The following is a 14,290-nucleotide window of genomic DNA, read 5'->3' on the forward strand; positions in this document are numbered from 1 at the left end:
GGCTGTGGGAGATCTTCCAGAGGCGGCGCCTGCGCAGGTGGTCGACGTCGTCCACCTGCGGACGACGCTCGCCGCAGGCTTCGTCGCCCCGGTCAGTCGGTCAAGGGCAGACGACTGCGTTGTCACACATCGTCCGTTCCTCTCACCACGCCCGCCAGCCGCTCCAGCGCGATCACACTGTGCCCCTCGACGAACGCGTCCACGCTCGGCAGTGCCGCCGCCATCCCCGCCGCGAGGGGCGCGTAGCCGGGGCGTGCCTTGCGCGGGTTGGCCCAGATCACCCGGTGGGCCAGCCGGTGCAGGCGGCGCATCTGGGTGCCGAGCAGCTCCGGGTCGTCCCGCTCCCAGCCGTCGGACAGCACCACCACGATCGCGCCGCGCGCCAGGCCGCGCTGCCCCCAGCGGTCCAGGAACGCCCGCAGCAGCTCGCCCAGCCGGGTACCCCCGCGCCAGTCGGGCACCGCCGCCGCGACCGCCGCCATCGCCAGGTCCGGATCCCGGTGCGACATCTCCCGCGTCACCCGGGTCAGCCGGGTGCCGATCGTGAACACCTCCGTACGGCCGCCCCGCGCGGCGGCGTGCGCGAAGCGCAGCAGCGCGTCGGCGTACGGCGTCATGGAACCGCTGACGTCCACGAGCAGCACCACCCGGCGCGGGCGCTCCGTGCGGGTGTGCCGCCGCAGCAGGGCGGGCTCACCGCCGTGCCGCAGCAGCTCCCGCACGGTGCGATGCGGATCGACGGCCCCGCGCCGGGCCGGCCGCCGCCGCGGGGAGCGCCGTGTCTCGCCGCGCAGCGTGAACGCGGCCAGCAGCCGCCGCACCTGCGCGCGCTCGGCCGCGTCCAGGTCGGCGACGTCGCGGTGCCGGAGGACCTCGGCGGAACTGGCGAAGGCGGCCACCGGCGGGGCCTCCGCCGCGTCGTCCGCCTCCTCCCTGCGGCCGTCCGCGCGCGCCTCCCGCACGACGAGCCGCAGCCGGGGCGCGGGAGTCTGCGTCCCGTGCCGTTCGGCGGGTTTCCCGGCGTCGAAACAGGCCGCGAACACCCTGTCGTACCGCTCCAGGTCGTCCCGGTCGCCGCACAGCGTCAGCCGCCCCGCCCAGTAGACGTCCGCCCGCATCCCCGGCCGCAGGGCGTCCACCGCGCCGAGGAAGGCGTGCACCCGCTCGGTGCTCGCGTCGACACCCGCCGCACGCAGGGCACGGGCGAAGCCCAGGAGCGCGGCGTCCGCGGCGAGCACCCCGGTCCGGCCCGTCATGCCGGTGCCGCCAGCCATGCCCGTCACGCCCCTCGCGCCGCGAGTATCGCCGCGAAGTCCAGCCCCCGCGCCCGCTCCGCGTCCTCCCGGTACTTCAGCACCGACCCCAGCGTGGCCATCGCCAGCTCCGCGTCCACCTCGCCCGCGCCCAGCGTGTCCAGCGCCTCGGCCCAGTCGATCGTCTCGGCGACACCCGGCGGTTTGAGCAGGTCCTGTGCGCGCAGGGCGTGCACCAACGCCGTCACCTGCTCCGCCAGCCGCGCCGACACCCCCGGCAACCGCCGCCGTACGATGGCCAGTTCGCGCGCGAAGGCGGGATGGTCGAACCAGTGGTACAGGCAGCGCCGCTTGAGCGCGTCGTGCACCTCGCGGGTGCGGTTGGAGGTCAGCACGACCACCGGCGGCGCCTCGGCGCGCAGCGTGCCGAGCTCCGGGATGGTGACCGAGAACTCCGACAGCAGCTCCAGCAGGAACGCCTCGAACTCGTCGTCGGCGCGGTCGATCTCGTCGACCAGCAGCACCGACGGCTGCGTCTGCAGCGCCTTGAGCAGTGGCCGGGCCACCAGGAACCGCCGGTCGTACAGCTCGCTCTCCAGCCGGTCGGCGTCCGTGACACCGGCGGCCTCGGCGGCCCGCAGATGCAGCAGCTGACGCGGGAAGTCCCAGTCGTACAGGGCCTGTGAGGCGTCGATGCCCTCATGGCACTGCAACCGGATCAGCGGGGCGTCCAGCGCCTCGGCGAGGGCGGACGCGAGCGCGGTCTTGCCGACGCCCGCGTCGCCCTCGCAGAACAGCGGCCGGCCCAGCCGCAGGGCCAGGAAGCAGGCGATGGCCAGCCCGTCGTCGACGAGGTACCCCGTCTCCTCCAGGCGGGCCCGCACCTGCTCCGGGCCGTCCATGCCGGTGATCGCCGCTCACCCCATCCCGGCGGCCGCCAGCACCGCCCGCTTGGTGAGCACCCGGGCCAGATGCGCCCGGTACTCGGGTGAGGCCGAGGTGTCCTGCGACGGCTGGGTGCCGTCCGCCGCCTCCTGGGCGGCCCGGGCCACCGCGTCCGGATCCGAGGCGCCGGCCAGGGCCTCCTCGGCCGAGAAGGCGCGCAGGGGCGTGGCGCCCATGTTGGACAGCCCGACCCGCGCCTCGGCGACCTGCCCGTCGTCGCGCCGCACCAGAGCGGCCACACCGACGATCGGCCACGACTGGGCGACCCGGTGGAACTTCTCGTACTTGAAACCCCAGCCGTCCGCCTTCGGCACCCGCACCTCCATCAGCAGCTCGTCGGGGGCAAGCGCGGACTGCAGATAGTCGACGAAGAACTCCCGCGCCGGGATGACGCGCCGCCCGCGCGGGCCGACCGCCACCAGCTCGGCGTCCAGGGCCAGCACCACCGCGGGCAGGTCCCCGGCCGGATCGGCGTGCGCGAGCGAACCGCCGAGGGTGCCCCGGTGCCGTACCGCGGGATCGGCGACCGTGGCCGTCGCGGCGGCCAGCAGAGCGGCGTGGCGGCGGACCAGCGGGTCGTGGATCACGCTGTGGTGCGTGGTCATGGCGCCGATGACGAGTGTGCCGTCGTCCTCGCGCACCCCGCGCAGCTCGGGGACGCGGCCGACGTCCACGAGGAGTTCGGGGAAGGCCAGCCGCATCCTCAGCAGCGGCAGCAGGCTCTGCCCGCCGGCCAGGACCTTGGCGTCCTCGCCCCCCTCGGCGAGCGCGCGCACCGCGTCGGCGACGCTGGTGGGACGGGCGTAGTCGAATGCCGGAGGGATCATGACCGTGCCTCCTCGATCGCCTTCCAGACCCGCTCGGGCGTGCAGGGCATCCGGATGTCCGTCACGCCCAGAGGGCGCAGCGCGTCCAGGACCGCGTTGACGACGGCCGGCGTCGAGGCGATCGTCGCGGTCTCACCGACTCCCTTGACGCCCAAGGCGTTCGAGGTCGCCGGGGTCTCGGTCCGGTCCGTCACGAAGTCGGGCAGGTCGGCGGCCGACGGCACCAGGTAGTCGGCCATCGTGCCGGAGACGAGGTTGCCCTCGTCGTCGTAGACGGCCTCCTCGTACAGCGCCTGGGCGATGCCCTGCGCCAGCCCGCCGTGCACTTGGCCCTCCACGATCACCGGGTTGATCACCCGGCCGACGTCGTCGACAGCCACGTACGACCGGATGTGGGTCTGCCCGGTCTCCGTGTCGACCTCGACCGCGCACAGGTGGGTGCCGTGCGGGAAGGAGAAGGTGTCCGGGTCGAGCAGGTGCTCGGCGTTGATGGTGGGCTCCATGCCGTCGGGCAGGTCGTGCGAGGAGAACGTCTCGAAGGCGACCTCCTGGATGGTCTTCCTCGCCTCGGGGGAGCCCTTCACCGAGAAGACCCCGTTCGCGAAGTCCAGGTCCTGCTCGCTCGCCTCCAGCAGATGGGCGGCCACCTTGCGGGCCTTGTCCACCACCTTCAGCGCCGCGTGGTGGACGGCCATCCCGCCGACCACGAGCGACCGGGAGCCGTAGGTGTCCATGCCCTGCGGGGCCGCCTTGGTGTCGCCGTGCACCACCTCGACGTCGTCGAAGGGGACCCCGAGGACATCGGCGGCGATCTGGCTCCAGCAGGTCGCATGGCCCTGCCCGTGTGGGCTGGTGCCGGTGACCACCTCGACCTTGCCGGTGGGCAGCATCCGGATGCTCGCCGCCTCCCAGCCGCCGGCCGCGTACCGCAGGTCCTTCAGGATCCGGCTCGGTGCGAGACCGCACATCTCGGTGTACGTGGAGACGCCGATGCCCAGCCGTACGGTGTCCGCCCGCCCGTTGCGGTCGGCCTGCTCGGCGCGGAGCTTGTCGTAGTCGAACAGTTCCAGCGCCTTCGCCGTCGCCGCCTCGTAGTTGCCGCTGTCGTAGGTCAGACCCGCCACGCTCGTGTGCGGGAACTCCTCGTGCCGGATCCAGTTCCGGCGCCGCAACTCGACCGGGTCCATGCCGAGTTCGACGGCGAGCTCGTCCATGGTGCGCTCGATGGCGAACGTCGCCTCGGGGCGTCCGGCACCGCGGTAGGCGTCCGTCGGCGTCCGGGTCGTGAAGACGCCCGTGCAGGTGAACTCGTAGGCGTCCATCTTGTAGATGCCCGGGTACATGAACGCCCCGAGGAGCGGCGTGCCCGGCGTGATCAGCATCAGGTAGGCGCCCATGTCGGCCAGCAGGTCGACCTTGAGGCCGAGGACCTTGCCGTCGCGGTTCGCGGCGATCTCGACGTCCTGGATCATGCCGCGCCCGTGGTGGGTCGCGAGGTAGCCCTCGGACCGGGACTCGGTCCACTTGACCGGCCGGCCGAGGTGCCGGGCGATGGCGAGGGCGATGGCCTCCTCGCCGTAGACCTGGAGCTTGGAGCCGAAGCCGCCGCCGACGTCCGGGGCGATGACCCGGATCTTGTTCTCGGGGATGCCGGTGACCATGGCCATCAGCAGGCGCACGATGTGCGGGATCTGCGTCGAGGAGTACAGCGTGTACTCGCCGGACGCCGCGATCGGCGTGACCACGACCGCGCGGGGCTCCATCGCGTTGGGGATCAGCCGCTGCTGGTGGTAGCGGCGCTTCAGCGTCAGCTCGGCGCGCTGCCGAACGGAGCCGAAGTCCTCGCCCGTCTTCAGCGGCCAGGTGTAGCAGCGGTTGGTGCCCTTGTCGGCGTGCACCAGCGGGGAGTCCGGCTCCAGCGCGGCCTCCAGGTCGAGCACCGGGGGCAGCGGCTCGTAGTCGACCTCGATCGCTTCCAGCGCGTCCGCGGCGGCGTACCGGTCGCGGGCCACGACGACGGCCACCGGGTCGCCGGCGTGGCGCACCTCGTCGACGGCGAGCGGCGGATGGTCGGGCATGACGATGTCCTCGGTCACCGGCCAGACGCAGGGCATCGAGCCGAGCCCCTCTGCCAGGTCGGCGCCGCTGAACGCGGCGATGACACCGGGGCGTTCGAGGGCGGGGGAGACGTCGACGCGCTCGATGCGGGCGTGTGCCATCGGGCTGCGCAGAAGCGCGAAATGCAGCAGTCCGTTGACGCTGATGTTGTCCGTCCAGTTGGTCTGGCCGGTGATCAGGTGGGCGTCCTCCTTGCGGGGCCGGGCACGGCCGACCTCTCGCTCCGCCGTCCCGGTCATGTCGTGACCTCCTGTTCGGAGGCGGCCAGGACGGCCTCCACGATGTTCTGGTAGCCGGTGCAGCGGCAGAGGTTGCCCTCCAGACCGTGCCGCACCTCGTCCGGCGTGGGATGCGGGTGCTCGCGCAGCAGATCGCGGGCCGCCATGATCATGCCCGGGGTGCAGTATCCGCACTGCAGCGCGTGCCGCTCGTGGAACGCCTTCTGCAGATCGGTCCACTCGCCGTTCCGGGCGAGCCCCTGCACCGTGGTCACCTCACCGCCGTCCGCCTGGACGGTCAGCACCGAGCAGCTCTTGACGCTCTCGCCGTCGAGATCGACCGTGCAGGACCCGCAGTTGGAGGTGTCGCAGCCGATCGGGGTGCCGGTCAGGCCGAGTCGGTCGCGCAGATAGTGGATCAGCAGGAGACGGGGTTCCACGTCGTCCTGGTATGTCGTGCCGTCCACCTTCACCGAGATGTGGGTCATGTGCCCTCCAAAGGCCGATCGGGGGATAAGAGGGGAAACATCGGCCGGGCGTGATGTACGTCACTCTAGGGCGGGTCCGGTGTGACGGCGAGTGCTGCGACCGGGTTCGTTGAGCGTTAATCCATTGCCTGTCGGGGCCCGCCCCTGGTCCACTTCACGGGCCCCGTCGGTACACAGAACGGGTCCCCGTCGTCACCCATCGAGGAGCAAAGATGCGCACTGCGTTCATGTCCACCCAGGAAGGCACCACCCCCTCATCGAAGGACATGACGCTTCGTGCATTTGCTCAACCTCGGGATCCTCGCCCATGTCGACGCGGGTAAGACCAGCCTGACCGAGCGCCTGCTGCACTCGGCCGGCGTGATCGACGAGATCGGCAGCGTCGACGCCGGAAACACGCAGACCGATTCCCTCGCGCTGGAGCGGCAGCGCGGCATCACCATCAAGTCCGCCGTGGTCTCCTTCGCGCTCGGCGACGTGACGGTCAACCTCATCGACACCCCCGGCCACCCCGACTTCATCGCCGAGGTGGAGCGGGTGCTCGGCGTGCTCGACGGGGCCGTCCTGGTCGTCTCCGCCGTCGAGGGCGTACAGCCCCAGACCCGCGTCCTGATGCGCACGCTGCAGCGGCTGCGCATCCCCACGCTGGTCTTCGTCAACAAGATCGACCGACGCGGGGCACGCTACGACGCCGTCCTGCGGGCCGTCCGGGAACGGCTGACGGCGGACGTCGTCCCGATGGGCACGGCCGACGCCCTCGGCGCCCGCGCCGCCCGCTTCGTCCCCGGCCTCGCCCCGTCGGCCCTCGACGTCCTCGCCGACCACGACGACGCGCTGCTGACCGCGTACGTCGAGGGCACGGTCTCCCACGGCCGCCTCCGCGCCGCCCTCGCCGACCAGACCCGGCAGGCGCTGGTCCACCCCGTGTACTTCGGCTCCGCCGTCACGGGCGCCGGCGTCGACGCGCTGGTCGACGGCATCAGGGAACTGCTGCCCGCCGCGGGCGGCGACCCCGAGGCGCCGGTCTCGGGCACCGTCTTCAAGGTGGAGCGCGGCCCGGCGGGGGAGAAGGTCGCGTACGCGCGAATGTTCTCCGGCACCCTGCGCACCCGCGACCGCATCCGCTTCGGCGCCGGCGAGCCGAGCGAGGACGAATCGAGAGACGGCGCATCGAGCGACGGCGACACCCGCGCCGAGGGCCGGATCACCGCGATCAGCGTCTTCGACCAGGGCACGGACAGCAGGGACGACCTGGTGCCGGCGGGCCGGATCGCCAAGCTGTGGGGGCTGGCCGACATCCGGATCGGCGACGCGATCGGCGAGCCCCGCAAGGCGTACGGGCACTACTTCGCGCCGCCCACCCTCGAAACGATCGTCGCCCCGGCCGACGGCACGGACCGGCGCGCCCTGCACCGCGCGCTCACCCGGCTCGCCGAACAGGACCCGCTGATCGGCCTGCGGCACGACGAGGTACGGCAGGAGACCTTCGTCTCGCTGTACGGCGAGGTGCAGAAGGAGGTCATCCAGGCCACGCTCGCCGACGACTTCGGCCTCGACGTCACCTTCCGCGAGACGACACCGCTGTGCGTGGAGCGGCCGGTCGGCCCGGGCGCGGCGGTCGAGTTCAACAAGAAGGACGCGAACCCCTTCCTCGCGACGGTCGGCCTGCGCGTCGACCCGGCGCCCGTCGGATCCGGTGTGCGGTTCCGGCTGGAGGTGGAGCTGGGCTCCATGCCGTACGCCTTCTTCAAGGCCGTCGAGGACACCGTCCGCGAGAGTCTCGGTCAGGGTCTGCACGGCTGGCAGGTCCCCGACTGTACGGTCACCATGACCCACTCCGGCTACTCGCCCCGGCAGAGCCACGCCCACCAGGGCTTCGACAAGAGCATGTCCAGCACCGGCTACGACTTCCGGGGCCTGACCCCGCTGGTGCTGATCGAGGCCCTGCGCCGCGCGGGCACCCGGGTGCACGAGCCCATGCACCGCTTCCGCCTGGAGGCCCCGGCCGACACCCTGGCCGCCGTGCTGCCGGTGCTGGCCAGGCTGCGCGCGGTGCCGCAGAGCACCGAGACGCGCGGTGCGTCCTGCGCGCTGGAGGGCTCGGTGCCCGCGGCCCATGTGCACGAACTGGAGCAGCAGTTGCCCGGGCTGACGCGCGGCGAGGGCGAGCTGGAGAGCGCCTTCGACCACTACGCGCCCGCCCCGCGCGGCACGGTCCCGGAGCGTCGGCGCACCGACCTCAATCCGCTGAACCGTAAGGAGTATCTGCTCAATCTGACGCGCAGAGTGAGTAACTGAGCCGACAGAGGGGGAACTTACTCATGGGTCAGGTGGTATTGACGGTGTCCTGATATCGCCGGACTGTAGTGGACATGCCGAACATTCGGACGCGTCTACTGATTGTCCTGGTCGTCCTCTTCGGATCCCTGTCGGTGGCGGGCCCCACTCCCGCCACCGCCGCCCCCCTCCCCGACTCCCTCTGGTTCGACGAAACGCCCCTCACCGTGCAGAACGGCCGCTTCGTCGACGGCAACGGCCGCGAGGTCGTGCTGCGCGGCTACAACGTCTCCGGCGAGACGAAGCTGAAGGAGAACAACGGTCTGCCCTTCGCGTCGACCGCCGACGCGAAGAAGTCCGCGACCGCGCTGCGCGCCCTCGGCGGCGGCAATTCGGTGCGCTTCCTGCTCTCCTGGGCCTACGCGGAGCCCGTGCGCGGCCAGGTGGACACCGCCTACCTCGCCAAGGCCACCGACCAGATACGCGCCTTCCTGGACGCCGGGATCCGCGTGTACCCCGACTTCCACCAGGACCTCTACTCCCGCTGGCTGTTCGACACCGACAGCTGGTACACCGGCGACGGCGCCCCCAGGTGGGCGGTCGACCTCGGGAACTATCCCGACGAATACTGCGGGATCTGCCCGTTCTGGGGCCAGAACATCACCTCGAACGAAGCCGTCAAGCGGTCGACGTACGACTTCTGGCACAACAAGTACGGCCTCCAGGACGCCTTCCTCGACACCGCCCAGAAGACGATGACGTACCTCAGGCAGAACCTCACCGCCGACCGGTTCGCGGGCGTCGTCGGGTTCGACCCGTGGAACGAGCCGCACGCGGGCAGCTACGACTCCGGCCAGACCAGCCGGAAGTGGGAGAAGGACGTGCTGTGGCCGTTCTACGTCAAGTTCCGCGCCCGCATGGACGCGGCGGGCTGGCAGGCCAAGCCGGCCTTCGTCGAGCCCAACCTCTTCTGGAACGCCAACATCGACTTCCAGAAGGAGGAGGGCGGACTGCTGGACGCCGGCACACTCGGCCCGCGCTACGTCTTCAACACCCACTTCTACGACCAGAAGGCCATCTCCGGCGTCTTCATGTGGGGCAAGGCGCAGGACGGGCAGTACACGGGCGACTTCGGGACCGTCCGCGACCGCGCCTCCGCCACCGGGACGGCCGCGATCATCAGCGAGTTCGGGCACCCGCTCACCGGATCCGTCTCCGACAAGGCGCCGACGGTCCACAAGGCGATGTACCAGGCCCTCGACTCCCGGGTGAAGGGCGCCGACTGGTGGTCGAACCCGGCGGGATCCGGTCCCGTCCTCTCCGGCTCCCAGTGGCAGTGGGACATCTACAACGGCCGTCACCACGAGCTGATGAACGACAACCCCGACAAGGTGCAGACCGACGGCGACGCCTGGAACGGCGAGGACCTCTCCGCCGTACGCCTCGACGACTCGGGCGCCGCGGCGCTGCGCCAGGACGCCCGGCTGCTCGACCGGATCTACCCGACCGCCACCTCCGGCTCGACGATCGCCTTCACCTACGAGGACCGCTCCCGGGACGGCTCGACGACCCTGACCTGGAACCCGGTACCCAGCTCACTGCCGAACGTCGCGCGGCTGGTCGGATCCGGGCAGTACGGGCTGCTGCTGTGGCGCTCCGGCAGCGGCACGGCACCGACCGAACTGCACCTTCCGGCGTCCTTCCCGACCGGCTCCACGACCGTGGTCTCCGACCTGGGCACGGCATTCGCGCCACCGTCCTACACCTCGGCCACCCCCGTCGGCGTGGCCGCGGAACCGGGCGGCACGGGCAGCCGCCGGCTGCTGCTCACCGACTCGGACTCCGGGGTCGCGCACTACGCGCTGGTGACGAACGGAGCGACCGCGCCGTCGGCCGCTCTGCTGAACGCGGCCAGGTCCGAACTCTCCGCGTGGGCCGCGCGGAACGCCGGATAACAACCGCCGATTGACCCTCCCCTTACGTCAGGCTGCACTCTGTACCCCGACGAAAGGGCAGGTGAATGAGTTACTCCGTGGGGCAGGTCTCGGCCTTCGCCGGGGTGACCGTGCGCACGCTGCACCACTACGACCGGGCGGGACTGCTCTCGCCCAGTGGCCGCAGCGGCGCCGGTTACCGGCTGTACGACGACACCGACCTGGCCAGGCTCCAGCAGATCCTCTTCTACCGTGAACTCGGTTTCTCCCTCGACGAGATCGCCAAGATCCTCAAGGACCCGCAGGCCAACGCCCTGGACCAACTCCGGGCCCGGCTACGGCAGCTGAGTGAGGAGATCGGCCGGCTCCAGCGGCTGGCCGAGGTGGCCGAGCAGGCCATCGAGGTCCAGCAGACGGGCGTCGAGCTGACCCCCGAGGAACGCTTCGACGTCTTCGGCGAGATCGGCTTCGACCTCTCCTACGCCACCGAGGCACAGCTCAAGTGGCAGGACTCGCCCGGCCAGAAGGAATCCATGGCCCGCGCCGCCGCCCACACCAAGGAGGACTGGCGGCAGCTCATGGGCGAGGCCGCCGCCTGGCGTGGCGAGCTGCTCGCCGCCTTCGACGAGGGCGAACCCGCCGACGGTGAGCGGGCGACGGACCTCGCCGAGGAGCACCGGCTGCACATCGCCCGCTGGTTCACCACCTGTCCGCCCGACATGCACCGGCGTATCGCGGACGACTTCGCCGCCGACCCGCGCGCGTTCGCGCTCGTCGTACCGCCGTCCCGGCAACGGCCCGGCCTCGCCGCCTACTTGCGCAAGGCCGTCCACGCGAACGCGGCCCGCCGCGCGCACCATGAGGAGCACGGATGAGGATTCTGATCGCCGCCGCAGGTTCACGCGGCGACGTCGCACCGTACACAGGGCTGGGGGCGGGCCTGCGCGAGGCCGGACACGACGTCACCCTCGCCACGACGGACGCCTTCGCACCGCTGGTACGGGAGGCGGGCCTGGGCTTTCGGAGTCTGCCCACCCGGCCCCAGGGCCAGGGCGGAGTCGAGGGCAGGCGTGAACTGATGCGCGCGGCGGCCGCGTTCGTCACGGAGCTGGGCCGGGGGTTCGCCGACGCGGTGGACCCGGGCACGGACCTGCTTCTGCTCTCGGTGACGACGGCACCGCTCGGCGCGCATGTGGCCGAAGCCCTCGGCATCCGGACGATCGGCGCCTACCTCCAGCCGACCGCCGCGACCGGTGCCTTCCCGCCCAACGTCATGGGCACCCGCTCCCTCGGCCGCCTCGGCAACCGCATCGCCGGACGCTTCGCCCTGCGCATGGCCGACCGCGTCTACACCGAGGCCGTCACCGAACTGCGCAGCCGCCTGGACCTGCCCTCGCTCGCCCCCTCCGGGATGCGCCGCCGCCAGGAGCGCGCGAACAAGCCCGTCCTGCACGGCTTCAGTACGGCGCTGGTGCCGCGCCCGGCCGACTGGCGCGCGGGACTCGACGTCGTCGGAAACTGGTGGCCGTACGTCGCGCCGGAGCGTCGGCTGCCCGCCGAGGTGGAGGACTTCCTCGCGGCCGGAGCGCGCCCGGTGTTCATCGGCTTCGGCAGCATGGGAGCGGGACACGGGGAGCGGCTGAGCGGGATCGCCGTCCGGGCACTGCGCCGGGCCGGGCTGCGCGGCATCCTCCAGTCGGGCGGTGCCGGACTCGCGGCCGACGGCGACGATGTCCTGACCATCGGCGACGTACCGCACGCGTTGCTGTTCCCGAGGGTGGCCGCCGTGGTCCATCACGCCGGGGCGGGCACCGCGGCGGCAGCCCTGCGGGCGGGGGCGCCCGGGATACCGGTGCCGGTGACGGCGGACCAGCCGTTCTGGGCGGCACGGCTGGCGGCGATCGGCGCGGCCACCGACCCGATCCCCTTCGCGTCCCTCACCGCAGAGCGGCTCGCCGACGCGCTCGGACGGGCCGTACGGCAGCAGACGTACGCCCGGGCCGCCTCGGTCGCCGCGCAGCACATGGCGACCGAGGACGGCGTGGGGGCGGTGCTCAAGGCGCTGGGTTGATCAGCCGGGCCGACCAGCCGGGGTGATCAGCCGGCCGACGGACTGGTCCAACCGGCCGGCACCTGGGCCGGCCGGACCCGCTGCGGGTGGTCGCCGACCGGGACGGACACGGTCTTCTGGCCGGTGGCGAAGTCGATGGCCGTCACCTGGTCGGTGCCGCTCTCGGAGACGATGCAGGACTTGCCGTCACCGCTGACCGTGGCCCAGTAGGGCTTGGACGCGGTGACCAGCGGCCCCTCCTGGAGTGTGGTGCGGTTCACGACCGTGGCGTAGTCGTCCATCGTGCCCGCGACACACAGCTTGCTGCCGTCGGGGCTCATCGAAATGCCGTGGTGGCGCGAGTCGTTGACGAAGGTGGTGCGGTCGTCGCTGGTCGCCGGGTTCTTCGGCAGGGTCTTGGTACGGGTGATCTTGTCGGTGGCCAGGTCGTACTCGAAGAAGCCGTTGAAGAACGACACCTGGAAGTACAGCTTCGACTCGTCCGGCGAGAACACGGCCGGCCGGACCGCGTCGGAGTGGTCCGTCAGACCGATCGCGTCCAGCCGCGGACGCATGTCGATCACCTTGACCTGCTGGTACGTCGTCGCGTCGACGACGGTGATGCGCCGGTCGCCCTTCGTCCAGTCCAGCCACGGGGCGTCGGTCTGCGTGTTCACATCGCCGATCGCCATGTTGTAGATGTACTTGCCGTCCTTGGTGAAGATGTTCTCGTGCGGCTTGTCGCCGGTCGCGAACCTGCCCAGCTGCTTGCCGGTCTCGATGTCCAGCACATGCACGGTGTTGGAGGTGGAGGCCGACACCGCGACCCGTTTGCCGTCGGGGGAGACGGCCATGTGGTCGGCGCGGTAACCGGTCACGGGGAAGCGCCAGTTGATGTCTCCGGTGGCCAGGTCGATGGACACGACGTCGGCGAAGCTCGGCCGGGAGACCACCATCGAGGTGCCGTCGGGCGTGGAGTACATGTCGTCCACGAACTGGTCGTGGCCCTCGCCGACGCTGTTGCGGATCGCCATGAAGTAGATCCACTTGATCGGATCGACGTTGATCTCCGCCATCCGCTCGTCCTTGTCGGGGACGACGTCGATACGGCCGATCTTCGCGAAGTCGCCGGAGGACTTGATGACGTCGGCGGTGCCGTCCCAGTTGTTGCCGACGAACAGCACCTCACGCAGGGCGGCGGAGGAGCCGGCGGCGGTGGCGGTGGTCGCGGGCGCGGTGACGGTCAGGGCGAGCGCGGCGGCTACGGAGCACAGGTGCCTGGATCTGATGGCAGGCATGACTGCTCCCTTTCTCTGGGTGGGCGTCATGAGTGGGGCATGCCAAAGGAAGAAGGGTGCGGCGGAACGGCGAAGCAGGGCGGTGAATCTGAACACCAGTGCTTTCAGAATCAACTTACTGAAAAGTAAGGAAGGGGGTCCCTTCTCCACAAGACTGCGGACACGACAAAATTGGCCGTCGGGTCGGCGAGGTGGTGGGAGGACAGTGTGGCGGGCAGGATCAAGGCGCCCACCGGCCGCTACGGCGGCAAGTCGGCCGAGGAACGACAGGCCGAGCGGCGTCGCCGCTTCCTGGACGCGGCGCTCCAGATGTTCGGCGACGGCCCCGGCTACCGCAGCACGACGGTCGCGGCGCTGAGCGAGGCCGCGGGCCTGTCGACCCGTCAGTTCTACGAGGAGTTCCGCACCCTTGAGGACGTCCTGGCCGCCCTGCACCTCCAGGTCAACGGGTGGGCGCAGGAAGCCGTCCTGGCGGTGGCCGCCGACGAGACCGAACTGCCCCTCGCCGAGCGGGCCACCGCGATCTTCCGCGCGTACGCCGCGAACGTCACGTCCGACCCGCGCCGCATTCGCATCACGTTCGTCGAGATCGTCGGCGTCAGCCCACGCATGGAGCAGCAGCGCCTCGCCCGCCGCGCCCAGTGGATCGACCTCGTCTGCGCCGAGGTGGCGGCCGCCGTCGCGCGCGGGGAGGCGGCGCCCCGCGACTACCGCCTCGCCGTGACCGCGTTCATCGGCAGCGTCAACGGGCTGCTGCACGACTGGAGCGCGGGGTGGGTGGACGCGACCCTGGACGAGGTCGTCGACGAACTCGTCCGTCTGCTCCTCGGCGTCATCCTTCAGCCGTCGGATCCGCGGATCGCCGGGGCCTGACGGTACCGC

At 71.3% G+C, this 14,290-nt stretch carries 11 protein-coding genes; 5 read left to right on the forward strand and 6 right to left on the reverse strand.

What is annotated here, in order from left to right; genetic code table 11:
• Positions 1-122: 122 nt before the first annotated feature.
• From POF73_RS19750 to POF73_RS19770, 5 genes are read right to left on the reverse strand one after another with little or no spacing between them, the layout of a single operon-like run.
• On the reverse strand, positions 123-1,274 hold the full coding sequence (locus POF73_RS19750; RefSeq protein WP_272117148.1) for a vWA domain-containing protein: 1,152 nt from the start codon (positions 1,272-1,274) through the stop codon (positions 123-125).
• A 5-nt stretch (positions 1,275-1,279) separates the two neighbouring features.
• Positions 1,280-2,155: an AAA family ATPase gene (locus POF73_RS19755; RefSeq protein ID WP_272117151.1), complete on the reverse strand. Its 876-nt coding sequence runs from the start codon at positions 2,153-2,155 to the stop codon at positions 1,280-1,282.
• A gap of 15 nt (positions 2,156-2,170) precedes the next feature.
• The gene (locus POF73_RS19760) at positions 2,171-3,025 is read right to left on the reverse strand and encodes an FAD binding domain-containing protein (RefSeq protein WP_272117154.1); all 855 of its coding nucleotides are present in this window, start codon (positions 3,023-3,025) and stop codon (positions 2,171-2,173) included.
• A complete protein-coding gene (locus tag POF73_RS19765) occupies positions 3,022-5,382 on the reverse strand; it encodes a xanthine dehydrogenase family protein molybdopterin-binding subunit (RefSeq protein ID WP_272117156.1) in 2,361 nt (786 codons plus the stop codon). The genes POF73_RS19760 and POF73_RS19765 overlap by 4 nt, the downstream gene beginning before the upstream one ends.
• Positions 5,379-5,849 carry a (2Fe-2S)-binding protein gene (locus POF73_RS19770; RefSeq protein WP_272117158.1) on the reverse strand — a complete coding sequence of 157 codons (471 nt, stop codon included), beginning with the start codon at positions 5,847-5,849 and terminating at the stop codon, positions 5,379-5,381. Before POF73_RS19770 ends, POF73_RS19765 begins: the two co-directional genes overlap by 4 nt.
• A 276-nt stretch (positions 5,850-6,125) precedes the next feature.
• Between POF73_RS19770 and POF73_RS19775 the strand changes: the two genes are divergently transcribed.
• The 4 genes from POF73_RS19775 (at position 6,126) to POF73_RS19790 (ending at position 12,131) form a co-directional block, all read left to right on the forward strand.
• Positions 6,126-8,147 (forward strand): elongation factor G, encoded by a 2,022-nt coding sequence (locus POF73_RS19775; RefSeq protein WP_272117160.1) that lies wholly within the window; start codon positions 6,126-6,128, stop codon positions 8,145-8,147.
• 74 nt (positions 8,148-8,221) lie between these two features.
• The gene (locus POF73_RS19780) at positions 8,222-10,081 is read left to right on the forward strand and encodes a cellulase family glycosylhydrolase (protein WP_272117163.1); all 1,860 of its coding nucleotides are present in this window, start codon (positions 8,222-8,224) and stop codon (positions 10,079-10,081) included.
• A gap of 65 nt (positions 10,082-10,146) precedes the next feature.
• On the forward strand, positions 10,147-10,935 hold the full coding sequence (locus tag POF73_RS19785; protein WP_272117166.1) for a MerR family transcriptional regulator: 789 nt from the start codon (positions 10,147-10,149) through the stop codon (positions 10,933-10,935).
• Positions 10,932-12,131: a glycosyltransferase gene (locus POF73_RS19790; RefSeq protein ID WP_272117170.1), complete on the forward strand. Its 1,200-nt coding sequence runs from the start codon at positions 10,932-10,934 to the stop codon at positions 12,129-12,131. The genes POF73_RS19785 and POF73_RS19790 overlap by 4 nt, the downstream gene beginning before the upstream one ends.
• 26 nt (positions 12,132-12,157) lie before the next feature.
• Here POF73_RS19790 and POF73_RS19795 read toward each other — a convergent pair whose 3' ends face one another.
• On the reverse strand, positions 12,158-13,408 hold the full coding sequence (locus tag POF73_RS19795) for a YncE family protein (RefSeq protein WP_272117173.1): 1,251 nt from the start codon (positions 13,406-13,408) through the stop codon (positions 12,158-12,160).
• Between the two features lie 207 nt (positions 13,409-13,615).
• On the opposite strand from POF73_RS19795, the gene POF73_RS19800 reads away from it, so the two are divergent.
• Positions 13,616-14,281, forward strand: coding sequence for a TetR/AcrR family transcriptional regulator (locus POF73_RS19800; protein WP_272117176.1), 666 nt, complete (start codon positions 13,616-13,618; stop codon positions 14,279-14,281).
• Positions 14,282-14,290: the final 9 nt, after the last annotated feature.

Source organism: Streptomyces sp. HD (assembly GCF_028369295.1).
Lineage (GTDB): Bacteria > Actinomycetota > Actinomycetes > Streptomycetales > Streptomycetaceae > Streptomyces.

What these genes read in the sequence shown, in the direction of transcription:
- POF73_RS19785 (WP_272117166.1), top strand. Translation starts at nt 10,147, where the DNA reads ATGAGTTACTCCGTGGGGCAGGTCTCGGCCTTCGCCGGGGTGACCGTG.
- POF73_RS19790 (WP_272117170.1), top strand. Translation starts at nt 10,932, where the DNA reads ATGAGGATTCTGATCGCCGCCGCAGGTTCACGCGGCGACGTCGCACCG.
- POF73_RS19760 (WP_272117154.1), bottom strand. Translation starts at nt 3,025, where the DNA reads ATGATCCCTCCGGCATTCGACTACGCCCGTCCCACCAGCGTCGCCGAC.
- POF73_RS19755 (WP_272117151.1), bottom strand. Translation starts at nt 2,155, where the DNA reads ATGGACGGCCCGGAGCAGGTGCGGGCCCGCCTGGAGGAGACGGGGTAC.
- POF73_RS19750 (WP_272117148.1), bottom strand. Translation starts at nt 1,274, where the DNA reads ATGGCTGGCGGCACCGGCATGACGGGCCGGACCGGGGTGCTCGCCGCG.
- POF73_RS19770 (WP_272117158.1), bottom strand. Translation starts at nt 5,849, where the DNA reads ATGACCCACATCTCGGTGAAGGTGGACGGCACGACATACCAGGACGAC.
- POF73_RS19795 (WP_272117173.1), bottom strand. Translation starts at nt 13,408, where the DNA reads ATGCCTGCCATCAGATCCAGGCACCTGTGCTCCGTAGCCGCCGCGCTC.
- POF73_RS19765 (WP_272117156.1), bottom strand. Translation starts at nt 5,382, where the DNA reads ATGACCGGGACGGCGGAGCGAGAGGTCGGCCGTGCCCGGCCCCGCAAG.
- POF73_RS19780 (WP_272117163.1), top strand. Translation starts at nt 8,222, where the DNA reads ATGCCGAACATTCGGACGCGTCTACTGATTGTCCTGGTCGTCCTCTTC.